Origin of the sequence: Promicromonospora sukumoe 327MFSha3.1, assembly GCF_000385135.1 — a bacterium.
GTDB lineage: Bacteria > Actinomycetota > Actinomycetes > Actinomycetales > Cellulomonadaceae > Promicromonospora > Promicromonospora sukumoe_B.
Map to the genome: position 1 here is coordinate 96,279 of NZ_ARQM01000002.1, position 21,608 is coordinate 117,886.

19 protein-coding genes are annotated in these 21,608 nt (G+C 73.7%); 10 read left to right on the plus strand and 9 right to left on the minus strand.

The window, feature by feature from the left end:
* The first annotated feature begins 1 nt into the window (after position 1).
* The 3 genes from H291_RS0101235 to H291_RS0101245 all read left to right on the plus strand — a co-directional run bounded on the left by H291_RS0101235 (position 2) and on the right by H291_RS0101245 (position 5,261).
* Positions 2-1,015 (plus strand): ThuA domain-containing protein, encoded by a 1,014-nt coding sequence (locus H291_RS0101235; RefSeq protein WP_020013156.1) that lies wholly within the window; start codon positions 2-4, stop codon positions 1,013-1,015.
* 67 nt (positions 1,016-1,082) lie between these two features.
* Entirely contained in the window at positions 1,083-3,404 is a 2,322-nt protein-coding gene (locus tag H291_RS0101240) for a PQQ-dependent sugar dehydrogenase (RefSeq protein ID WP_026365265.1), read from the plus strand.
* A gap of 87 nt (positions 3,405-3,491) precedes the next feature.
* Positions 3,492-5,261, plus strand: a complete 1,770-nt coding sequence (locus H291_RS0101245) for an ABC transporter ATP-binding protein (RefSeq protein WP_020013158.1) — start codon at positions 3,492-3,494, stop codon at positions 5,259-5,261.
* Positions 5,262-5,274: 13 nt separating this feature from the next.
* Here the strand turns inward: H291_RS0101245 and H291_RS0101250 are convergent, their stop codons facing one another.
* The gene (locus tag H291_RS0101250; protein WP_026365267.1) at positions 5,275-5,748 is read right to left on the minus strand and encodes a winged helix-turn-helix transcriptional regulator; all 474 of its coding nucleotides are present in this window, start codon (positions 5,746-5,748) and stop codon (positions 5,275-5,277) included.
* A 77-nt stretch (positions 5,749-5,825) separates the two neighbouring features.
* Here H291_RS0101250 and H291_RS0101255 point away from each other — a divergent pair, with 77 nt between their 5' ends.
* The gene (locus H291_RS0101255) at positions 5,826-7,064 is read left to right on the plus strand and encodes an MFS transporter (RefSeq protein WP_020013160.1); all 1,239 of its coding nucleotides are present in this window, start codon (positions 5,826-5,828) and stop codon (positions 7,062-7,064) included.
* Complete coding sequence (locus tag H291_RS0101260; protein ID WP_020013161.1) at positions 7,061-7,765, plus strand: SDR family oxidoreductase; 705 nt, start codon at positions 7,061-7,063, stop codon at positions 7,763-7,765. The genes H291_RS0101255 and H291_RS0101260 overlap by 4 nt, the downstream gene beginning before the upstream one ends.
* A gap of 22 nt (positions 7,766-7,787) precedes the next feature.
* Here the strand turns inward: H291_RS0101260 and H291_RS0101265 are convergent, their stop codons facing one another.
* Positions 7,788-8,915, minus strand: coding sequence for a sensor histidine kinase (locus H291_RS0101265; RefSeq protein WP_020013162.1), 1,128 nt, complete (start codon positions 8,913-8,915; stop codon positions 7,788-7,790).
* A complete protein-coding gene (locus H291_RS0101270) occupies positions 8,912-9,574 on the minus strand; it encodes a response regulator transcription factor (protein ID WP_026365269.1) in 663 nt (220 codons plus the stop codon). Before H291_RS0101270 ends, H291_RS0101265 begins: the two co-directional genes overlap by 4 nt.
* 89 nt (positions 9,575-9,663) lie before the next feature.
* Between H291_RS0101270 and H291_RS28170 the strand changes: the two genes are divergently transcribed.
* Positions 9,664-10,329, plus strand: a complete 666-nt coding sequence (locus tag H291_RS28170) for a M15 family metallopeptidase (RefSeq protein WP_157236643.1) — start codon at positions 9,664-9,666, stop codon at positions 10,327-10,329.
* Positions 10,330-10,334: 5 nt separating this feature from the next.
* Here H291_RS28170 and H291_RS0101280 read toward each other — a convergent pair whose 3' ends face one another.
* Positions 10,335-11,372 (minus strand): DUF4037 domain-containing protein, encoded by a 1,038-nt coding sequence (locus H291_RS0101280; RefSeq protein WP_020013165.1) that lies wholly within the window; start codon positions 11,370-11,372, stop codon positions 10,335-10,337.
* Positions 11,373-11,438: 66 nt separating this feature from the next.
* Positions 11,439-12,869 carry a BadF/BadG/BcrA/BcrD ATPase family protein gene (locus tag H291_RS32120; RefSeq protein ID WP_157236644.1) on the minus strand — a complete coding sequence of 477 codons (1,431 nt, stop codon included), beginning with the start codon at positions 12,867-12,869 and terminating at the stop codon, positions 11,439-11,441.
* 205 nt (positions 12,870-13,074) lie between these two features.
* Here H291_RS32120 and H291_RS28180 point away from each other — a divergent pair, with 205 nt between their 5' ends.
* The 4 genes from H291_RS28180 (at position 13,075) to H291_RS34380 (ending at position 17,691) form a co-directional block, all read left to right on the plus strand.
* Positions 13,075-13,641: a hypothetical protein gene (locus H291_RS28180; protein ID WP_020013167.1), complete on the plus strand. Its 567-nt coding sequence runs from the start codon at positions 13,075-13,077 to the stop codon at positions 13,639-13,641.
* A gap of 96 nt (positions 13,642-13,737) precedes the next feature.
* Positions 13,738-14,259 (plus strand): DUF1269 domain-containing protein, encoded by a 522-nt coding sequence (locus tag H291_RS0101295; RefSeq protein WP_020013168.1) that lies wholly within the window; start codon positions 13,738-13,740, stop codon positions 14,257-14,259.
* Positions 14,256-14,711, plus strand: a complete 456-nt coding sequence (locus tag H291_RS0101300; protein WP_020013169.1) for a DUF7144 family membrane protein — start codon at positions 14,256-14,258, stop codon at positions 14,709-14,711. Before H291_RS0101295 ends, H291_RS0101300 begins: the two co-directional genes overlap by 4 nt.
* Before the next feature lie 232 nt (positions 14,712-14,943).
* Positions 14,944-17,691: a helix-turn-helix transcriptional regulator gene (locus H291_RS34380; RefSeq protein WP_157236645.1), complete on the plus strand. Its 2,748-nt coding sequence runs from the start codon at positions 14,944-14,946 to the stop codon at positions 17,689-17,691.
* Between the two features lie 9 nt (positions 17,692-17,700).
* Here the strand turns inward: H291_RS34380 and H291_RS0101310 are convergent, their stop codons facing one another.
* Genes H291_RS0101310 through H291_RS0101325 form a run of 4 tightly spaced genes read right to left on the minus strand, consistent with a single transcriptional unit; the run spans position 17,701 to position 21,564 of the window.
* Complete coding sequence (locus tag H291_RS0101310) at positions 17,701-18,114, minus strand: hypothetical protein (RefSeq protein ID WP_157236646.1); 414 nt, start codon at positions 18,112-18,114, stop codon at positions 17,701-17,703.
* 53 nt (positions 18,115-18,167) lie between these two features.
* A complete protein-coding gene (locus H291_RS0101315) occupies positions 18,168-19,073 on the minus strand; it encodes a haloacid dehalogenase-like hydrolase (RefSeq protein ID WP_020013172.1) in 906 nt (301 codons plus the stop codon).
* Entirely contained in the window at positions 19,070-20,068 is a 999-nt protein-coding gene (locus tag H291_RS0101320) for a formylglycine-generating enzyme family protein (protein WP_020013173.1), read from the minus strand. The genes H291_RS0101315 and H291_RS0101320 overlap by 4 nt, the downstream gene beginning before the upstream one ends.
* The gene (locus tag H291_RS0101325) at positions 20,065-21,564 is read right to left on the minus strand and encodes an arylsulfatase (RefSeq protein WP_020013174.1); all 1,500 of its coding nucleotides are present in this window, start codon (positions 21,562-21,564) and stop codon (positions 20,065-20,067) included. The genes H291_RS0101320 and H291_RS0101325 overlap by 4 nt, the downstream gene beginning before the upstream one ends.
* Positions 21,565-21,608: the final 44 nt, after the last annotated feature.

Genomic DNA, 21,608 nt, shown 5'->3' on the forward strand with positions numbered 1-21,608 from the left:
CATGTCGCTCAGAACCATGCTCGGAAAGTCGTTCGGCGGTGCGGGACAGGTCGTGCTCGGCCTGGCGATCCTGGCCGCCCTGCTCGCCGGCCTGCACCTCGCTCCGGCGACGTCGGGCGCACCCGCCCAGGCCGGCCCGCCGTCGTCCGCGGGCCGCGCCGACCCCTACCAGGACAAGGTGGCCGACTACGGCGTCTGCCGGGGCACGGACCCGGCCTGCTACAACGACTGGGACCTGCCGCGCACCACGGACGGGCGGGTGCGGGTGCTGGTCTTCACGGCGACCGGCGTCTCGCGGCACGCCCACCTGGGGCCGCTGCTGCCCGCCGGGATGAACCCGCCGCTGACCTCGGCGCACGTGGCGCAGAACGCCGTCGTCCGCTGGGGGCAGGAGTACGGGTTCGAGGTGGACTGGACCGAGGACGTGCGCCAGCTCGACTCCCCCGCCAGGCTCGCGCCGTACGACGCCGTGGTCTTCCTCAGCAACTCGCGCACCATGCTCGACGACGCCGCGCAGACCACGCTGCTGCAGTACGTGCGCTCGGGCGGCGGCTTCGTGGCGGTGCACAACACGCTCGGCGCGATGTACCACTGGCCGTGGTTCCAGGGGCTGCTCGGCGGCGCCAACTTCTACGACCACGGGCCGCACCGCGACGGGCAGGTGCTCACGGTGAACCGCCGCGACGTCTCGACGAGGGACCTGCCGCGCCGGTGGGACTTCCGCGACGAGTGGTACAACCTCGAACCGTTCCCCACGGGCGTGCGGTTCCTCGCCGAGGTGGACACCGGCACGATCGGCTCCGGCACCGGGTTCAACGGCCATCCCGGGCACGAGGGCGAGCACCCGGTGTCCTGGTGCCAGTACTACGACGGCGGCCGCGCCTGGGTCACGTCGCTCGGCCACGACCCGGCCGCGTGGACCGCGGACTCGTCGCTGCCCGGGGCCGACTCGTTCAAGACCCACGTGGTGGGCGGCATCCTCAGCGCGGCCGGCGAGCGACCGTTCTGCCGTTAGGGGTCTCGACAAGCTCGACCTGCGATCCAGCACTCCGCAATGACGACGACGACATTCAGGAGGCACCATGCGCACCAGACAGAGATGGCGGTCGGCGGTGGCGGCGGTGGCGATCACCGCCACCGCGCTGACCGGGCTGACGACGGCGGCCCTGGCCGCGGCCGCCCCGGTGGGCGACCCGATCGAGGACCCGGCGCCGGAGGAGATCCAGTCCACGATCGGCCTGGTCCTCGAGGAGTACGCGCAGTTCCCGAAGACGGAGCCGATCCCGGCGCCCGTCGACCGGCGGCTGATGCGGCACGCGCGCATCAACGGGATCGGTGAGCTGCCGGACGGTTCGGGCCGCACGTACGTGCCGGACCTCAACGGTCCGCTGTACCTCGTGGAGGACGGCGAGCCGCGGGTGTACCTGGACGTGGCCGCGCGGTTCGCACCCGAGTTCTTCTCCGGGCGGGGCATGGGCAGCGGGTTCGGGTTCGCGGCGTTCCACCCGGACTTCGAGCACAACGGCACGTTCTACACGGTGCACAGCGAGCGCCCCGGCAACGCCGGGCCGCCGTCTGACCCCACGACCTACCCGGCCCAGACGCCCACGTTCCTGCACGCGGTGGTGACCGAGTGGGTGGCCGACGACCCGGCTGCCGACGTGTTCTCGGGGACGAGCCGGGAGGTGATGCGCCTGGGCTTCGCGGGGCAGGTGCACGCGATCCAGCAGATCGACTTCAACCCGACGGCGAAGCCCGGCGACGAGGACTACGGCCTCCTGTACCTCGCGGTGGGCGACGGCGGGATCGGCGTCGGCACGGGCGTGCCGCAGGAGCGGGACACCCCCGCGGGCAAGATCCTGCGGATCGACCCGGCGGGCACGAACGGGCCGGGCGGCACGTACGGCATCCCGGCGTCGAACCCGTTCGTGGACACCCCGGGCACGCTGGGCGAGATCTACGCGATCGGCATGCGGGACCCGCACCGGTTCAGCTGGGACACGAAGACGGGCCGCATGTTCCTGGGCCACATCGGCGAGCACGCGATCGAGGCCGTCTACGACGTGCGCGCCGGGGACAACTTCGGCTGGGGCGACCGGGAGGGGAAGTACGTCTTCGACGCGTCCGACCGGTGCAACCTGTACCCGCTGCCGGAGGACGACGACGAGCTCGGCTTCACGTATCCCGTGGTGGCGTACGACCACGACCCGCCGCCCGGCTGGTCGTGCACGGCGGACAGCGGGTACGCGATCAGCGGCGGGTTCGTCTACCGCGGGCGCGACCTGCCGGCGCTGAACGGCAAGTACCTGTTCACGGACCTGGTCGAGGGGCGCGTGTTCTACGCCAAGGAGTCGCAGATGCGGCGCGGCAAGGCCGAGGCGCAGATGTACGAGCTCGCGCTGTACGACACCGACGGCACCCGCAAGCGGATGCCCGACTTCACGGGTGACGAGCGGGCCGACCTGCGCATGGGCCGCGACGCGGCGGGCGACCTGTACCTGGTGGCCAAGGCGAACGGCAAGATCTGGAAGATCGTGGACACGGTGCACGCGCCGGTGCCGCAGGACGTGCCGCGCTCGCTGGAGAGGAACTCGGTGAGCTTCTACGACTTCGAGCACCCGTTCCAGCAGGACGGCGCCGTGGAGATCGACCGCGGCCTGTCCCGCACCTACCTCAACCTGGTCAACGGCGGGGAGGACATGCGGGTGGCCGACGGCGCCTACCCGGGCAGCAACAACTCGATCCAGCTCGGCCAGGTCGACCCGCTGACGGCGGGCAACGACGACTGGAAGGCAGGCGTCTACAACGCCAACGGGGTGCCCACCCTGTCGGCGTTCAACGGGGTGGACGGCGTGACGGTGATGGGCTGGGTCAAGATGACCGGCCAGAACCCGAGCCCGAACACCACCACCGCGAACCCGGACGACTACTACAACGCCGTGGGTCTGGCGGGCCTGCTCAGCGGGGACTCCGACGGGCACGGCGTGCGCGCCCTGCTGGAGATCATCCAGGTGGACGGCGAGCTGCGGCTGGTCGCGCTGGGCCGGCGCATCGACGGCGGCGCGTCGCAGACCTTCGCCGCGCACGAGGACTGGCGCACCCTGCTGCCGCAGGACGAGTGGGTGCACCTGGCGGCGACGTTCGACTACACCACCGGAAAGATGGCCCTCTATCGCGACGGCGAACGGGTGCCGGGCTTCTACGTGGCGGACGGCGACCCGTGGCAGGTGGACGGCACCGGCACGTCGGCCACGACGCCGCGGGGCATCAAGATCGGCGGCAGCTTCCCGCAGGACACGCAGGAGCGGAACCCCTGCAACTGCCGCATGGACACGATCCAGCTCCTGGACCGCGCGATCACGCCGCGGGAGGTGGCGGCCCAGTACCGCCTCATGACCCGCTGATCCCCGTCGGTCGAGCCTGTCGAGACCTCACAGGCAGGTCTCGACAGGCTCGACCAACGGTGGCTCCGCTCGCATAGCATGGCTTCCATGGCTGCCGAGAAAGCGCTTACCGCCCCGATCCGCATCGACAGCACCAAGCCCGCACGGTCGATCCTGCGGCTGCTCGCCCGGCGTCCCGGACGGATGGCGGTCGCCATCGCCGCATTCACCGTCAAAGAGATCCCGATGTGGTTCCTGCCCGTCGTCACCGCCGCCGTCATCGACATCGTGGCCACCGGCGGCGAGGTGCGCGACGTCCTGATCTGGTTCGCCGTAGCCGTCGCCCTGCTGCTGCAGAACTTCCCCAACCACCTCGTCTACACGCGCAACTTCATGACCGTCGTGCGCGACACCGGCGCCGGGCTGCGCAACGCGCTGGCCGCGCGCCTGCAGAGCCTGTCGATCGGCTACCACTCGCGCGCCAGCTCCTCGGTGGTGCAGTCCAAGGTGGTGCGCGACGTGGAGAACATCGAGGTGATGCTCCAGCAGGTCACCCACCCGCTGCTGTCCTCGCTCATGGTGCTGGGCGGCGCGATCACCATGACCGCCCTGCGGGTGCCCGAGTTCCTGCCCGTCTACCTGCTGGCCGTGCCGCTCGCGCTCGGGCTGCGCTGGGTCACGGCCCGGCGCTCGCGGGACCGCAACGAGAACTTCCGCCGCGAGGTCGAGGGCTTCGCGTCGCGCGTGGGCGAGATGGCCTCGCTCATCCCGATCACCCGCGCCCACGGCCTGGAGCAGACAGCGGTCACCCGCCTGGCCGCCGGGGCCGACGGCGTCCGCCGTGCCGGCCTGCACCTGGACATGCTCAACGGGCGCGTCGCGTCGCTGTCCTGGGTGACCATGCAGATCCTGGGCGTCACGTGCCTCGCGCTCGCCGCCGTCTTCTCCCTGACGGGGTTCCTGCCGGTCACCGCCGGCGAGGTGGTGCTGCTGTCCAGCTACTTCACGCTGCTCACCCAGGGGCTCACGCAGCTCCTGATGCTCATCCCGGTCACGGCCCGCGGCATGGAGTCGGTGCGCTCCATCGCCGAGGTGCTGGAGGAGCCCGACCTGGAGGAGAACGAGGGCCGGGCCGCCGTCGACGCCGTGGGCGGCGAGCTCACGCTGGACCACGTGCACCACCGCTACGCCGGCGCCGACGGCGACGCCCTGGACGACGTGAACCTCACGATCCCCGCGGGCCAGACGGTCGCGTTCGTGGGCTCGTCCGGGTCGGGCAAGTCCACGCTGCTCAACCTGGTGCTCGGGTTCGTCCGGCCGACGTCGGGCCGCGTGCTCGTGGACGGCGTCGACGCGCAGGAGCTCGACCTGCGCACGGTGCGCCGGCACGTGTCGGTGGTGCCGCAGGAGTCGGTGCTCTTCGAGGGCACGATCCGCGACAACGTCACCTACGGCCTCCCGGACGCGTCCGACGACGTGGTCCGCGCGGCGCTGCGGGACGCCAACGCGCTGGAGTTCGTCGAGGCGCAGCCGCAGGGCTGGGACACCGTGGTCGGCGAGCGCGGGGCGCGGCTGTCCGGCGGGCAGCGGCAGCGCATCGCGATCGCGCGGGCCCTGGTGCGCGACCCGCGCATCCTGCTGCTCGACGAGGCCACGAGCGCGCTCGACACCGAGTCGGAGACCCTGGTCAAGGAGGCCCTCGGCCGCCTGATGCGCGGCCGGACGACGCTGGTGGTCGCGCACCGCCTCTCCACGATCCGGCAGGCCGACCGCATCGTCGTCCTGGAGCACGGCCGGATCGTGGAACAGGGCACGCACGACCACCTGGTGACCCACGGCGGCCGCTACGCGCTGCTCCACGAGACCCAGGCGGGCTGAAGAAGACCGCCGATCAGGCCGCCGCGTCCCCCAGCGCACCCGGGCCGCGCACCAGGGCGACCTCGTCGGGCTGCAGCTCGCGGCCGTCCTCCGTGAGGAACGCCAGGCGCACCGGCTCCGCCGTCGTCTCCTCGACGTAGACCACCGACGGCCCGAACCCTGAGGGCCGGTACTCGTCGCCCCACTCCACGAACGCCGCCAGCACGGTCTTGAGCTGGCCGCCGGCCTCGGTGAGCACGTACTCGTCGCGCTGCCGCTGACCCGCGTCGCGGTACGGCCGGCGCTCCAGCACGCCGCCCTCGACCAGCGTCTCCAGCCGCGCGGTGAGCACGTCGGGGGCGATGCCCAGGCGCGCCCGGAAGTCGGCGAACCGCGTGACGCCGAAGAAGGCCTCGCGGACCACCAGGAGCGTCCACTTCTCCCCCAGGATCTCCAGGCTCCGGGCCACGGAGCAGCGGGCGTTGCGTTCGCGGGGCGTTGTGCTCATGCCCACATCCTACCTAGGTTGTGGATTCCAATCCAGGTGCTAAGTTGTGAATCCCAACTCAGATGGGAGATCCCCCGATGACATTCACCTGGGCGGCACGCGGCAGCCGCTGGGCGGCGGCCGCCGCCGTGGCCCTCGCCCTGTGGGCGTCCGCCGCGCCGACGCTCGTCTACCCGGTCTACGCCGCGCAGTGGCACCTGACGACGGCGGTCACCACCACGGTGTTCGCCGCCTACCCCGTCGCCCTGATCGCGACCCTCCTGCTGCTCGGCGGGCTCGCCGAGACCGTGGGCAACCGCGGCGCGATCCTCGCCGGCCTCGGCTTCCTGGGGCTCGGCGGCCTCACGTTCCTGCTCGCACCGAACCTCGCGCTGCTGCTCGTGGGCCGCGCGCTGATGGGCGTCGGGGTGGGGCTCAGCCTCGGCCCGGCCACCAGCGTCATCGCGGCGGCCGGGTCGGCCGACGACCGGGACCGCACCGGCGCCGTCACCGCCGGGGCGTCCGCGGTGGGGCTGATCACCGCGCTGCTCGTGGGCGGCGCGACCGTCCAGTTCAGCACCAACCCGCTGCACGCGGGCTACGGGGTGCTGCTCGCCGGCGTCGTCGTGGCCGTGGTCGCGGCCTGGTTCCTCCGACGCCGCCCGCGTACCGCGGTGCGCCGCTGGCGCCCGCGCCCCCTCGCGGCACCGCGGCACCGCAGGCCGTTCCTGGCGGGCGCGCTCGGCGTCTCGGCGGCCTACGCGCTCGGCGCGATCTTCCTCGGCATCGGGGCCCAGTTCGCCCGCGACACCGTGCGGTCCGACGACGCGTTCGTCAACGGGGTGGTGCTGGCCCTGTCCGCGGCGGCCATCGGGGCGACCGCCCTGGTCGCCGGCCGGCTGCGGGAGTCGACCGCCCTGCGCCTCGGCGCCGTCGCGGCGCTCATCGCCCAGGGCCTGATGCTCGTCGCGGGCAGCACCCACTCGATGCCGCTGCTCGTCGCGTACTCGCTGGTGGGCGGCGCCGGCTACAGCCTGCTGTTCTCGGGCGGCGTCACGCTGGTCACCCGCAGCGCGAGCCCCGAGCACCGGGCCGCGACCACGTCGTCGGCCTACCTCGTCGCCTACCTCGTCCAGGCCGCCGTCGCCCTCGCGGTGGGCCGCCTGGCCACCGGGCACGGGCTGCAGGTCGCGCTCGTCGTCGGCAGCGCCGTCGTCGCCGCGCTGGCCGTGGCCGCCGTGGTCGTCGTCCGCGCCCGGACCACCACGCCTGCCCCCACCCGAACCGCACCCCTCGACACCGCACCGCACACCCTCATGAAAGCGAGCTCACGATGACCTCCCTGAACAACGCCGTGGTCCTGGTCACCGGCGCGAACGGCGGCCTCGGCCGCGCGTTCGTCGCCGAGGCCCTCCTGCGAGGGGCCGCCAAGGTCTACGCCAGCGCCCGCACGCCGCGCGAGTGGACCGACCCCCGCGTGGTGCCGTTGGCCCTCGACATCAACGACCCCGCCTCCGTCGCCGCCGCGGCCGAGGCGGCCGCCGACACGACCGTCCTGGTCAACAACGCCGGGATCTCCGACGGCGGGCGGCCCACGCTGACCACGCCGCTCGACGACGTCCGCGCCGTGTTCGAGACCAACGTGTTCGCCCAGCTCGGCGTCACGCAGGCGTTCGCGCCCGTGCTGGCCCGCAACGGCGGCGGCGCGATCATCAACATGCACTCCGCGCTGAGCTGGTTCGCCATGGGCACGTACTCGGCGACCAAGGCCGCGTTCTGGTCGTTCAGCAACGCGCTGCGCGTGGAGCTGCTGGGCCAGGGCACGCACCTGCTCGGCGCCCACCTCGGCTACACCGACACGCCCATGACCGAGCGGCTCGACGTCCCGAAGGAGGACCCGCGCGACATCGTCGCCGCGATCCTCGACGGGCTGGAGGCCGGCGAGCCCGAGGTGCTCGCGGACGACACCAGCCGCCGCGTCAAGGCCGCCCTCTCGGGCCCGCTGACCGACCTCTACCCGCAGCTCCAGACCGCCTGACCCCACGTGTCAGACGTACAGGTCACCCGGGTGACCTGTACGTCTGACCCGGGAAGGTGACCGTCGCGACCAGACCGCCGTCCGGCCGCGGCGTCAGGAGCAGCTCCGCGCCGTGCGCACGGGCGATCGACGCGACGATCGACAGCCCCAGCCCGCTCCCGGCGGCACGGTCCGGACGCCGCGTCCGGGCGTCGGCCCGCACGAACGGCTCGGCCAGGGTGCCGACCACCGCGGGGTCGAGCGGCGCCCCGGTGTTCTCCACGACCAGGATCGGACGACGGCGCTCGTCCAGCCCGGTGCGCACCCACACCCGGCCGCCCGCGGCGAGGTTGTGCCGCGCGGCGTTGCCCAGCAGGTTGCCCGCGAGCTGCCCGAGCAACACCGCGTCGCCCCGGACCTCCGCCTCCTCCAGCGCGACCGCGAGCTCCGGCGCGCCGGGCCCCTCCAGGTCGGACGACGCCGCGGCCGCCTCGCGCACCACGCCGGCCAGGTCGACGGGCTCGGACCGCAGGCCCTCGTGGTCGAGCCGCGCGAGCTGGAGCAGGGACTCGACCATCACGATCGACCGGTCGTTGGTCTCCTGCAGCCGGCTCAGCAGGCGGTCGACGTCACGCCCCTCCGGGTCGGCCCGCGCCACCTCCAGCAGCGCCTTGATCACCGTGTTCGGGGTGCGCAGCTCGTGCGAGGCGTTGGCGGTGAACCGGCGCTGCTCCGCGAAGGACTGCTCCAGCCGGGCGAGCATCATGTCGAACGTGTCGGCCAGCCGGCGCAGCTCGTCGTCGGGCCCCTCCAGGTCGATCCGGTGCGCGAGCGAACCCTCCGCGGCGAGGGCCGCCGCCGCGCCGATCCGGTCCAGGGGCCGCAGCATCCGGCCCGCCAGGACCCAGCCGCCGACCAGGCCGACGAGCGCGAGGAAGCCGATCGCCGCGCCCGACAGCGGGAGGGCGACGTCGAGCAGGTCGGACCGGCTGGGCGCGAAGCCGCCGCCGTCCTGCACGGTGAGGTTCTCGTCGGGCACGTACCGCAGCACCAGGAGCAGGGCGGCGAACAGGGCGGTCCCGGCCAGCACCAGGAACCCCGCGTAGCTCAGGGTGAGCCGCAGCCGCACCGACAGCCCGGCGCGCCGCCGCCGCAGGCCCGGCGCGGTCACTGCTCCCCGAACCGGTACCCGACGCCGGGCACGGTGTGGATCAGCCACGGGTCGCCCAGGCGCTTGCGCAGGGTCGAGATGGTGATGCGGACGGCGTTGGTGAACGGGTCGGCGTTCTCGTCCCAGGCACGTTCGAGCAGCTCCTCGGCGCTGACCACGCCGCCGCGCGCGTCCATCAGCACCTGGGCCACCGCGAACTGCTTGCGGGTCAGGGAGATGTACCGGCCGTCGCGGTAGACCTCGCGGCGGTACGGGTCCAGGCGCACCGGCCCGAGCTCCAGCACGGGCGGGGTGGCGGCCTCGGGCCGCCGGGCCAGGGCGCGCAGCCGCAACACGAGCTCGCGCATCGCGAAGGGTTTGGTCAGGTAGTCGTCGACGCCGAGCTCGAAGCCGGTCACCTTGTCGGTGAGCTCCCCCGCGGCGGTCAGCATGATGACCCGCACCCCGGGGTGCTCCGCGACGAGGCGGCGGGCCACCTCGTCCCCGTGCACCACGGGGACGTCCCGGTCGAGCACCACGGCGTCGTACGGCGTGGCGGCGACCAGGTCGAGCGCCGTGCCGCCGTCGTTCGCGACGTCCGCGGCGATCGCCTCCAGCCGGAGCCCGTCCCGGATCGCCTCCGCGAGATAGGGCTCGTCCTCCACCACCAAGACACGCATGTCAGCACACGCTACCGGCGGGCACATATCGGCGGCGTATCGAGAACCGGAGACGCCCTGGCAACGTGCGGCCCGGTGGGCTGGTGCCCATGACCAGACAAGAGCTCGCTCATCCCCCGGCGTACGGCAACGGTCCCGCCCGGCACGTCCCTCGCCCCGCACGCCGCCGCTCCGGCCGCCCGGTCGCGTTCCTCCTCGTGGCCGCCGCGGTGGTGCTCGTCGCCGTGTTCGGCGTCTACCCCCTGCTCGACCGCACCGACCAGCCGGTGGTGCAGGCCGTCGACCGGGCACTGGACGCCGCCCGGTCCTCCGACCAGGCGACCGGCGTGGCCGGCGGCGACATCCCCGACGGCGCGGCGACGCTCGACGACGACCTCCCGGCGATCACCGGCCTCGACGCCGCGCTCACCGACGCCGTCCGCACGGCCGCCGACGACGCCGCGGCCGACGGCATCGACTTCTGGGTCACCAGCGGCTGGCGCAGCCCCGCGTACCAGCAGCGGCTGCTCGACGACGCCGTCCGGACCTACGGCAGCCTGGACGCCGCACGCGAGCGGGTCAGCACGCCCGAGCTGTCCGAGCACGTGCACGGCAAGGCCATCGACATCGGCCCCACCGAGGGCGCGTACTGGCTCATCCAGCACGGGCCGGAGTACGGGCTGTGCCAGGTGTACTCCAACGAGATCTGGCACTTCGAGCTGCTCACCCGGCCCGGCGGCACGTGCCCGGCGCTGCTCGAGAACGCGGGCGGGTGAGGCCGTCAGGCGAGCGACGCCCGGGCCAGCCGCCCGCGCACGCCCGCGTCGGTGAGCGTGCCGACGTCGTCCACCCACTGCTCGACGCCGCCCCGGTGCGGCAGGGCCCGCACCTCCGGGTCGGTGACGGCGGTGCGGAGCGCGCCCGCGACGTCGCGCAGGCCCGTGAACGGCCGGTCGTAGAAGTCCTCGCACGCCGGGCCGTCCAGCGCGGGCAGCCCCACGGCGCGCTGCCGCGCGTGCAGCGCCTCGCACGCCTCGCGCAGGGCCGCGTCCCGCTCCGGCCAGGAGCCGGCCGCGAGCGCCCGCGCCAGGGCGTCGGCGACGGGCGGCGCCCCGGGCAGCCGCCCGAACAGGGTCCCGGCCCACTTGGGGTAGGGCGGCCAGTGCCGCTCGAGGAGGAAGCCGAGGCGCACCAGCGAGCCGGCCAGGCGGGCGGCGAGCAGCCGGGAGCCGAGGTCGTCGCCGCGCTGGCCGGTGCGGCCCACGAAGGGCAGCTCCTGCCCGACGCGCGTCCACTCGGCGGCCAGCACGTGCAGCCAGACGTCGTGCGGGTACCAGGTGAGCCGCTCGCGCAGCCCCGTGATCTCGCCGGGGCCGTCCTCGAACACCGGCCCGGCCGTCACCTCCAGCACGGCCTGCCCGGTCAGGGAGAGCCAGTCGGTCGCGCCGAGGTCGCCGCCGGGGCCACCGCCGAGGTCGAGCCCCGTGCGGGACCGCACGAAGCCGACCGGGTCCGCGACCTCGACCCGGTGCCGCACGGCCGGGTCCCAGGTGACGGGGAACGCCGTCGGTAGGTCCCGGTAGGCCGCCGGGAGGGTCGCGGCGAGCACCTCGTCGGTCTCGGTGACGCGGTCGGCGGGGACCAGCAGGGTCAGCCGGAGGCCCCAGTCGTGGTCGCGCGAGGTGTCGTCGTCCAGGCCCAGCACGTCGGAGCCGGAGCCGAGCCGGGCGGCCGCGCGCGGCAGGCCGGGCAGCTCCCGCTCCAGGATCGGCCGGACGACGTCGGACCAGTAGGCGCGGGCGAGCTCGGTTCCGGACATGCGGTCAACCTAGGAGCCGGGACCCCCGTGGTCCAGGCGATCGGGTGCGCGCCCGCCCAACGAGTCTCACCGCACGCTGGCCGTCACCGCGCGGGCCGTGAGGCAGGTCCAGCCGCCCACGTAGATGCGGTCGCCGTCGGCCAGCCAGCGCCGTTCCCCCGGGCGCAGCGGCTCGGTGGGCAGGGCGTCGCCGCGCGCGGCGACGTAGGTGCCGTTGGCCGAGCCGAGGTCGACGACGCTCCAGCCGGCCTCGGTCCAGGCGATCTCGCAGTGCCGGCGCGAGACGCCGGTGTCCTCGCACACGATGTCGGGCACGACGCCGCGGCTGCGCGACGCCCGGCCCACCACGAGCCGGTCGCCGGTCAGCGGAACCACGGCGTCGGACGACGACGTCGGGGTCAGCCGGTCCTCCGGCGACTGCTCGGCCGACCACTCGTGGTCGGAGCTGACCTCGACGGCCCAGGCCGTGGGCTCGCTCGCGGCCTGCAGCGGCCGCACGGCGGGCAGGGTCACGCGCGGCAGCGTGATGGAGTCGTCCGGGCGGGGCGCCGCCCCGATGCGGACCGCCAGGAGCGGCACGTGCTCCTGGACCACGTTCGGGTGCGCGGCCAGCATGCGCGCCAGGGCCAGCGAGCCGTCCAGCGGCAGCCCGGCGCTGGGCCGCACCAGCACGTCGTCGCGCTTCTCCGTGAGGTGCCGGAGCACCAGCGACCGGAACGTCGGCGCGTGCAGCAGCAGCTTTCCGGTCGTGACGGCGACCGGCACGACGCCGGGGTGGCTCAGCACCGCGCACAGCCCGTCCGCGAGCGACCGGGCGGCCTCGTCGAGGATCTCGCGGCAGGCGGCGTCGCCGTAGTCCGCGGCGGTGATGACCTGCGGCGCGAACCCGGCGAACTGCGAGACGTCGGCGACCGACGTCCAGCGCTCCCGCCGGCCGAAGTGCTCCTCGGCGGCCCGGACCAGGCCCGGGGAGGCGCCCATGCGGCGGCCGTCCATCGCCCGGGCCGCGGCGTCCAGGCCGCGCCGGCCGATCCAGGCGCCGCCGCCGTTGTCCCCCACGTGCGGGCCCATCCCGTCGGCGAGGTGCCAGCGCCCGATGTCGTCGCAGGCCACGGCCACAGCGCCGGTGCCGACGGCGAGCGTGGCGCCCGACCCGGTGCCGAGCGCGCCCAGGTGCGCGGTGACGGCGTCGCTGGAGACGGCGGTCGAGCGGGTCCGCAGCTCCTCGGCCAGGATGTCGTGCACGCGGTTGGCGTCCAGCGCCCCGGAGTGCGTCATGGAGCGGAAGCCCCGCAGGCCCACGGCCGCGGCCGACACCCGCGGGCGCCCGCCGAACTGGGCGGCGAACCCGCGGCACAGCTCGCGCACCACCTCCGGCACCGTCGACCGGCCGCCGACGATCGTGGCGGGCGGCCCCGTGACCTCGTACGACCGGCCCGCCCGGGACGCGGCGAACCGCAAGCGCGAACCCGTGCCGCCGATGTCCACGCCAACCACTCGAACGTCCACTTCGGGGCCCTTTGCCCCACCCAGCTGACCAGTCACAATCGACACCGGCACATATTCACCCGGTATGCCACCCCGCGCATGTGTCGGCTGTCATACGGCGGCGTCACCCGAAGAGGGTGACCCACGCGGGCTGCCGCACCGCCGACGATGGGGCCGTGCGCAACCACCGCCCGTCGTCCCCCGGCGGCCCCTGATGTCCGCCCTCGCCGTACTGGTCGTGGGGCTGGTCCTGCTGCTCGCGGGATCCCTGTCGGTGCGTCTGGCCGTGCTGCTGGCCGGGTTCGGCGTGTCGTGGACGCTCGCGGTGGCCATGAACGCCGACACCGGGACGGCCCTGCTCATCGGGGTGGCCGGCGCGGTGCTCGCGTTCCTGGTCACGCTCATCGCGGCCCGGCTGATGTTCTTCGTCTGCGGCCTGTGCGTCGGCGCGGTGATCGGCGCCAAGCTCTTCGTGCTGGTGCAGGGCGGCACCGCGGACGTGCTGCTCGCGGTGATCCTGATCCCGGCCGTGGCGCTGCTGTGCGCGTTCCTGGCCCGGCGGCTGGGGCGCCGGTTCCTGGTCTGGGGCACAGCGGCCGGCGGCGCCACCCTGGTCCTGTCCGCGGTCGGCCGGCTCTGGACCGACGCCGGAGAGCTGTGGCAGCCCGAGACCGGCGGCGGCGTGGCGCTGTTCCTGGCGCTGTGGGTGGTGCTCGCCGTCATCGGCGCGATGGTGCAGAGGCGCGGCCTGGGGTCACGCACCGACAAGGCGGAGGCGTAGACCGGCCGCATTCACCGTTAACGGGTGAGGCACGACGTCCCGCGGCGCGGTGGAGTGGCAGCGTCAGGCAGCACGCGCGCCCCGAAGGAGACGTCGATGTCCCAGTCCACCCTCACCGCCTGGAAGTTCGAGACCGCCGACGGCGCGGACGCGGCGGCGAAGACGATCCAGCAGCTCGCCAAGCAGAAGCTCGTCACGGTGCACGACGCCGCCACCGTCCGCTGGGAGGTCGGCGCCAAGAAGCCCAAGACCCACCAGCTGTCCTCGCTGACCGGCGCAGGAGCCCTCGGGGGCGCCTTCTGGGGGATGCTGTTCGGCCTGCTGTTCTTCGTCCCCCTGCTCGGCGCCGCGATCGGCGCCGCCACCGGTGCCCTGAGCGGCGCGCTCGCGGACGTCGGCATCGACGACGGGTTCATCAACCGGGTCCGGGACAAGATCACGCCGGGAACCTCGGCGCTGTTCATCCTGTCCTCCGACGCCGTCGTGGACAAGATCCGGGACGCGTTCGCGGGGCAGGAGACGCCCGAGCTCGTGTTCACCAACCTCAGCACCGAGCAGGAGGCCGCGCTGCGCGAGGTCTTCGGCGAGGAGCGGCAGACCGCCGAGGAGGCATCATGACCAGCGCATCCGGCTCGGAGCCGGTCCAGGGCACCTACCCGGGCGGCCGGGGCGGCCCCATCGAGTACGGCGAGACCAGCTCCGCGGCGCTGACCACCGCGGCCTTCGCGGGGGTCATGCTCATCATGGTCTCCGTGTTCCAGATCCTCCAGGGGATCGCGGCGACCGCCGCGGGCACCGTCTACGTCACGGGTGCCGAGTACGTCTTCCAGCTCGACGTGTCCACGTGGGGCTGGATCCACATCGTCGTGGGCGCGCTCGCGCTCGCCACCGGCATCGGCGTCCTGGCGACCCAGACGTGGGCCTACGTCCTGGGCATCATCCTGGCCGCGATCTCGTGCCTGACGAATTTTGCATTCATACCCTATTACCCAATTTGGAGTCTCGTCGTCATTGCCTTTGATGTCGCCGTAATCTGGGCGTTGTCCACACTTATCGCGAACCGCAGGTGACCGCCCCGAGAATTGGGTGAATCCCCGTGGTCCGCAGGCATCTCCGCACGATGCCGGGCATCATGACGAATAAGCGCACATCCCGTTTCGGTGCCCGCGGTCATCGACGCGACATTCTTGACCCGGCTTTCCGGAGGGAATGCGTGAATGCCAGGCCGGTGCCGTAACCACGTCACCGGCCGGTGGTCAGGGGGCGGCCGCCGCACTTCACGCCGAGTGAGGAACATGCGGAATGCGCGCCAACCCGAGCCCTGTCGTCCACCGCGGCACCAGCCCCGCACCCCACGCGACCCGGACGGCGCACGGCCCGCGCACGACGCCGCGGAGGATGGCCGAGGACGACCACCTGCCGCGGCTGCCGCGCATCTACGTGCCGCGGCTGCGGCTGTGGCAGCGGCTCGACGAGGCGACCGAGGGCGCCGTGACCCTCGTGGTCGCCCCGGCCGGGGCCGGCAAGACGCTCGGCGTGACGGGCTGGCTGCGGCACGCCGCCCCGGCGCACGCAAAGCACCCCGTCTGGATCACCGCCGACGAGTCCTGGACGCCCGAGCAGATCGACGCCGTGCTCGACGGCGCGGGGTCGCCCGCCGGTCCCGGGGACCCGCCGGCGCTGGTCGTGGTGGACGACGCCCACCTGCTGGCGCCGTCCGCCCTGCGCCGGGTCGACGAACGGCTGAACAACACGCCCGAGGCCATCCGGGTGTTGCTGCTGAGCCACTGGGTGCTACCCCTGACGAGGCTGGTGCCGGAGCTGCTGGGCAACTTCACGCTGCTGCGGGGCGACCTGCTGCGGCTGAGCGACGCCGAGAACACGGCTCTGGTCTCGGCGCACGCCCGGACCGGGGACCGGCAGGTGGTGGACGCCGTGGCGCGGCAGGCGGAGGGCTGGTGCGCGGCGGCGGTGCTCGCCGCCCGGGACCTCAGCGGCGCGCCGGACCCGGTGGCGGCGGCCCGCCTGCTGGCCAACGACGTCGCGCCGATCGCCACGCTCGTCGCGGGCGAGGTCTTCAGCACGCTCACCCCGCGGCAGCGGCACCTGCTGCTCGCGATCGCGGGCGACGGCGTGGTGAGCGTTCCCGCGGCGGCCCACCTGACCCACGACCAGCACGCCGGCGAGATCCTCGCCGAGCTGGAGGACACCGGCCTGCTGGTGATGCGCGAGGAGCACGGGTGCCCGCCGGCGCCGTCGGACGAGGCGCAGGCGACCGGCGGCTTCCGCGTGCACCCGCTGCTGGCCGAGGTGGTCCGGCGGCAGCTCGCCGCAGGCGGTGTGGACGCCGCCCGGGCTCGGTCCACGGTGATCCGCGCCGTCCGGCTCGACATGGCGCGCGGCAACCTCTCCGAGGCGTTCGCGCGCCTCGTGCGCGTGGGCGCGCCCACCGAGGCCGCCGATGTGCTGGCCCGCGACGGGGTGCGCATGGTGCTCAACCAGTGCGAGCACGACGACGTGGGCGAGTTCGTCCGGGCGCAGCCCGAGATCGTCGACCACCGGCCCGACACCTGGTTCGCCATCGCGCTGGACTGCTGGGTGCGGGACGACCTGGAGGGCGCGCGGCACTGGGGCGACCGGCTGCTGGCGGACCGGCGGAGACGGTCCCCCACCTGGCTGACCGGCGGGTCCGACGGGCTGGACGCGACGGTCGCCTGCGTGCGCCTGTGGCGGGTGGCGCTCGGGCTCGAGCCGGCCTACGCCGCCGTCGGGCACGCCAAGCGCGTGGTGGTCGCGTCGCAGACCCGGCCGGCGGTGCGCGAGGCCAACGCCGACGTGCTGCCCGTGCTGGCGGCCGAGCTGGGCGTGACCCAGAACTGGCTCGGCGAGCTCACCGAGGCCGAGACCAGCCTCACTCTGGCCGTCAGCCTGTCGCGCAGCAAGGGGCTCGCGCCGCTCGGCGTGCACGCCCTGAGCCACCTCGCCTTCACGCAGTACATGCGCGGCCGAGAGAACGCGTGCGTCGAGCTGGCCGGCGAGGTGCTCGTGGCCGCCGACGCGCCGGGGGCCCGCACGCTCCCGTTCGTCACCGCGCGGGCCGGGCTCGCCCGGCTGCTCGCGCGCCTGCTCGACGTCCCCTCGCCCACCGGGCCGGCCCAGGCGCAGGTGATCGACACCCGCTGTCACGGCGCGGACCTGTGCACCCGCTTCTGGTTCCGCGTCTGGGACGCCCGCCAGGCCGTCCTGGCCGGCGACGTGATCGACGCCCGGCGCATCCTCGCCACCCCGCGGGAGAGCCCGCGCCTGACCGACGACCAGCTCCCCGAGCACCTGCGGGTCGCCCTGCTGGTGGAGCAGGCGTTCGTGGCGGTGCTCGCCAGCGACCGCGACACCCTCAAGTCGCTGCACGGCACGCTCGACGCGCTCGGCGCCGTCGGCGAGGCCGCGCTCGTCCAGGGCCTGCGCGCCGACCGCGAGGGCGACCGCCGGGGCGCGGCGGTCGCGTTCGAGGCCGCCGCCGCGGACGCCGCCTACTCCCAGCCGCCCACCCGGGCGCTGGCGCTGGTGTGCGAGGCGCAGATCCTGGACGCGCTGGGTGACACCACCAGGTCGCAGGACCGGCTGGTGGAGGCCATCTCCGTGACCGAGGCCCGGCGCAACGCCGCGCCCTTCTTCGGCTGGGCCCGCCAGGGCACGCCCATCGCGACGCTGCTGCACCGGCTCGTCGAGCACCCGGCCGGCACCTGGGTGCACGAGCTCGCCGCGACGTCGGCCGACCGGCCCGACGTGACGGTCCTGTACGCGTCGATGACGGCGACACCCCGCGAGCTCGGCGAGGTGAGCATGGCCCTGGTGCCGCCGGCGCTGAGCCCGCGCGAGCGCGAGGTGCTCAACGAGCTGGCCCGCGGCGCCACCTACGCGGACATCGCCGCCGCGCTGTTCGTCTCGGAGAACACGGTCAAGACGCACGTCTCCAGCCTGTACACCAAGCTCGCGGCGTCGCGGCGCAGCGAGGCGCTGAAGATCGCGCGGAGCTTCCGGCTGCTGTGACGCAGGAGCTCAGCAGTCGAGCTCGGACACCACGTCGTCGCGCGCCGTCTTCACCCCGGCGGCCTCGTCCTGGAGCGTGCTGAGCGCCCCGGCGACGGTCGCGTCGCCCGCGACGTCGTCGACGGCCTTCTGGAGGCCGGCCCACGCGTCGTCGAGCTCCTGCGAACGGTCCTGGACCACCTCGGTCGCGGCCGACTCGAACGACTGCCACGCCGAGCTGAGCTCGTCCCGCGCGGCCCGGACGTCGTCGACCGTCGCGTCGGGGGTGAGCGTCGACCGGAAGTCGTCCAGCGCCGTGTCGAGGTCGTCGGCGGCGCCGCACGCCTGCGCGGTGTTCTCCTCCGCCGTGTCGCCGCCGGAGCACGCGGCCGTCCCCAGGAGCATCAGTCCCACCAGCACTCCTGCTGTCGCTGTGCGCCTCATGTCATGTCCTTCTTCCGTGGGTACCGGGTCCGCGGCGGGTGCCGGACGCCGGGTCAGCCGAACACGACCGCCCAGTCGTCCTTCATGCTCACCGTGGTCCAGCCGAGCCGGTCGGCCGTGGCCGTGATGGGTTCCGTGGCCGCGAGGGTCTGGGCCTGGCTCGCATAGGCGAACTCCCGCTCGGCGTCGTCGTGGTCCACCAGCAGCGACAGGCGCGGTCCGTCGCTCGCGGCCGCCCACTCCAGGAGCTCGTGGTCGCCCGCCGAGTTGCCGGCCGCGAGCACCGGGGGCCGGCCGAGCTGGGTCTGGATGTTCGTCACCTTGGCCGCGCCCTCGTTGACGTCGCCCAGCACCCGGCCGGTACGCCGCAGGACGGGCCGCCCGTGGGAGTTCTGGCCGAGGTCGTAGGCGATCATCGTGCCGACCACCCGCTCGGGCGGGACGCCGTACAGCTCCTGGCTGACGGCGCGGACGAACTCGGTGCCGCCGCCCGTCACCACGCCGACGGTGAAGTCCAGCCCCCGCAGCACGTCCAGCAGCTCGAGCATCGGCCGGTAGCGGACCTTGCTCAGGGGGTGGCCCAGCGTGGGGTGGGCGCCGGAGCGGAGGAACTCGCGTACCTCCCTCGTGAACGCCCGCGGTTCGAGCCCCTGGAAGAGGCCGGCCAGCGCGAGCGCGATGCGTTCGAGCCCGATCTCCCCCACCGCGGCGGTGTCCCCGGCGAGCACGGCCCGGAACTCGGCCTCGCCCGCGAGCGCCGGGTCGTCGCGCACGCGCCGCCGCAGCGCGTCGACGTAGAACTCGTACTGCACGTAGGTGGGGCGTTCGCACCACAGCGTGCCGTCGTTGTCGAAGTAGGCCACGCGGTCCTCGCGCGGGAGGCCGGGGGCCTCGGCGAGAAAGCTGAGCAGGGCGTCACGCGTGGGCCCGGGCCGCCAGGAGGGGAGCTGGTCGGTCATGGCAGCACCTCCAGCAGCGTGGCGCCGGACGGCGGGCCGGCCGCTGCGTCGGCGCGCACGCAGCGGAAGCCCACGTGGCTCATGCCGGTGTCGACGGCCTGGGGCCGTCGGGCGGCGGGCCGGTAGCGGCGGCAGTAGGTGTCGGCGCACAGGAACGACCCGCCCTTGACGACCTTGCGTGGCACGGCGAACTGGGGCTGGTGCGGGTCGTGGCTGGCCTCGGCCGCGCCGCCGCGCGGGTTGGCGGGCGCGCAGCAGGCGTCGGCCGCCGCGGGGTGGCGGTCGGTCCACCAGTCGTCGGTCCACTCCCAGACGTTGCCGGCCATGTCGAACAGGCCGTACCGGTTGGGCGGGAAGGAGCCCACGGGCGCCGTGCGGGTCCAGCCGGACCCGCCGGTGGACCGCCACGGGAAGTCGGGGCCGTCCCAGGTGTTGGCGAGCAGGCGGCCGCCGGGGCGGGCCCGGTCGCCCCAGGTGTACTCGGCGCCGTCGAGGCCGCCGCGGGCGGCGTACTCCCACTGGGCCTCGGTGGGCAGGCTCGCGCCGGCCCACTCGGCGTAGGCGGCGGCGTCCTCGTGGGCGACCTGGACCACGGGGTGCTCGCCGCGGTCCTCGATCCCGGAGCCGGGCCCCTCCGGGTGGCGCCAGGACGCCCCCGGGACCCAGGCCCACCACTGGCTGAGGTGGCGCAGGTCCACGGGGCCGCTGGTCGGCGTGAACACCATGGACCCGGGCACGAGGTTCTCGGGCGGGGCACCCGGGTAGAGCCCGGGGTCCAAGGGCCGCTCGGCCACCGTTACGTACCCGGTTGCGGCGACGAACGCGTCGAACCGCTCGTTGGTGACGGCGTAGGGGTCGATCCGGAACCCGTCGACCCGTACGGGGTGCGCGGGCGCCTCCTCCGGGTAGTGCTCGTCCGAGCCCATCGTGAACAGCCCGCCGTCCAGCCGGACGAGGCCGGCGGTGCGCGCGTCGTGGTCGGTGTGCGTGGTCATGCGCTCGGGAGGCCCGACTGGAGCTTGGCGAGCACCTGCTGCACGTTGAAGCTCGCCGGCTCCTGGCGCGCGGGGAACTCGGCCAGCGTGGTGAGCATCCGGGCCACGTACGCCTGGGCGGGCACGAGGATCCAGGCGTGGTCCAGCATCCAGTCGAAGTAGGAGTTGGACGTGATGTCGGCCCGTTCGAACGGGTCGGTGCGCAGGTTGAAGATCTTGGGCGCGCGCAGCTCGACGTACGGCTCCAGCCAGACGTCGAGGGTGCCGGGCGCGCGCTGCTCCAGGAACACGATCTTCCAGTTGTCGTAGCGCAGCGCGGTCAGGTCGCCGTCGTCGGACACGTAGAAGAAGTGCTCGCGCGGCGACTCCTCGGTGGCGCCCGTGAGGTAGCCGAGCTGGTCGTACCCGTCCAGGTGCACCTGGTACGTGGTGCCGCCCAGCTCGGTCCCTTGGCGCAGCCGACCCACGATGTCGGGCTCGCCCGCGGCCGCCAGCAGGGTGGGGAACCAGTCCGCATGGCTGAACAGGTCGTTCAGCACCGTGCCGGGTTCGACGCGGCCCGGCCAGCGCACCATCGCCGGCACGCGGTAGGCGCCCTCCCAGTTGGAGTTCTTCTCGTTGCGGAACGGGGTCATCCCGGCGTCGGGCCAGCTGTTCATGTGCGGGCCGTTGTCGGTGGAGTAGATGACGATGGTGTCGTCCGCGACGCCGAGCGCGTCGAGCTCGTCGAGCAGGCTGCCGACGACGTCGTCGTGGTCGAGCATGGTGTCGTGGTACTCGGACTGCCACCGGCCCGCCCGGCCCTTGCTCTCCGGCTTGCCGTGGGTGCGGAAGTGCATGTGGGTCGAGTTGAACCACACGAAGAACGCCTGGCCGGCGTTCGCCCTGTCGCGCATGAAGCCGACCGCGGCGTCGCGGAACTCCTCGTCGACCGTCTCCATCCGCTTGCGCGTCAGCGGTCCGGTGTCCTCGATGCGCTGCGTGCCGTCCCCGTTCGCCCAGGAGTGCAGCACGCCGCGCGGGCCGAACCGCTCCCGGAAGTCCGGGAAGTCCTCCGCCCGCGGGTAGTCGTCCTGCTCCGGCTCCTCCTCGGCGTTGAGGTGGTAGAGGTTGCCGAAGAACTCGTCGAACCCGTGCATGGTCGGCAGGTGCTCGTCGCGGTCCCCGAGGTGGTTCTTGCCGAACTGGCCGGTGGCGTACCCCTGGTCCCTGAGCGCGGTCGCGATCGTGGGGTCCGGGGCCTGGAGCCCGACCTCGGCGCCCGGCATACCCACCTTCGTCAGCCCGGTCCGGTAGGGGTTCTGCCCGGTGATGAACGCGGCCCGGCCGGCGGTGCAGCTCTGCTCGCCGTAGTAGTCGGTGAAGCGGGCGCCCTCGGCGGCGATCCGGTCGATGTTCGGGGTCCGGTAGCCCATCACGCCGTCGGAGTAGGCGCTGATGTTGCTGATCCCGATGTCGTCACCCCAGATGACCAGGATGTTCGGTGTCTCGGCCACGATGTCTCCTCGGAGTCGGCGCACACTGCCTGACCCTCATGCTC

Bases quoted from the DNA above. Each gene is read 5' to 3' on its own strand.
- H291_RS0101235 (WP_020013156.1), top strand. From the start codon at position 2: ATGTCGCTCAGAACCATGCTCGGAAAGTCGTTCGGCGGTGCGGGACAG.
- H291_RS0101240 (WP_026365265.1), top strand. From the start codon at position 1,083: ATGCGCACCAGACAGAGATGGCGGTCGGCGGTGGCGGCGGTGGCGATC.
- H291_RS0101245 (WP_020013158.1), top strand. From the start codon at position 3,492: ATGGCTGCCGAGAAAGCGCTTACCGCCCCGATCCGCATCGACAGCACC.
- H291_RS0101250 (WP_026365267.1), bottom strand. From the start codon at position 5,748: ATGAGCACAACGCCCCGCGAACGCAACGCCCGCTGCTCCGTGGCCCGG.
- H291_RS0101255 (WP_020013160.1), top strand. From the start codon at position 5,826: ATGACATTCACCTGGGCGGCACGCGGCAGCCGCTGGGCGGCGGCCGCC.
- H291_RS0101260 (WP_020013161.1), top strand. From the start codon at position 7,061: ATGACCTCCCTGAACAACGCCGTGGTCCTGGTCACCGGCGCGAACGGC.
- H291_RS0101270 (WP_026365269.1), bottom strand. From the start codon at position 9,574: ATGCGTGTCTTGGTGGTGGAGGACGAGCCCTATCTCGCGGAGGCGATC.
- H291_RS28170 (WP_157236643.1), top strand. From the start codon at position 9,664: ATGACCAGACAAGAGCTCGCTCATCCCCCGGCGTACGGCAACGGTCCC.
- H291_RS0101280 (WP_020013165.1), bottom strand. From the start codon at position 11,372: ATGTCCGGAACCGAGCTCGCCCGCGCCTACTGGTCCGACGTCGTCCGG.
- H291_RS28180 (WP_020013167.1), top strand. From the start codon at position 13,075: ATGTCCGCCCTCGCCGTACTGGTCGTGGGGCTGGTCCTGCTGCTCGCG.
- H291_RS0101295 (WP_020013168.1), top strand. From the start codon at position 13,738: ATGTCCCAGTCCACCCTCACCGCCTGGAAGTTCGAGACCGCCGACGGC.
- H291_RS0101300 (WP_020013169.1), top strand. From the start codon at position 14,256: ATGACCAGCGCATCCGGCTCGGAGCCGGTCCAGGGCACCTACCCGGGC.
- H291_RS34380 (WP_157236645.1), top strand. From the start codon at position 14,944: ATGCGCGCCAACCCGAGCCCTGTCGTCCACCGCGGCACCAGCCCCGCA.
- H291_RS0101310 (WP_157236646.1), bottom strand. From the start codon at position 18,114: ATGAGGCGCACAGCGACAGCAGGAGTGCTGGTGGGACTGATGCTCCTG.
- H291_RS0101315 (WP_020013172.1), bottom strand. From the start codon at position 19,073: ATGACCGACCAGCTCCCCTCCTGGCGGCCCGGGCCCACGCGTGACGCC.
- H291_RS0101320 (WP_020013173.1), bottom strand. From the start codon at position 20,068: ATGACCACGCACACCGACCACGACGCGCGCACCGCCGGCCTCGTCCGG.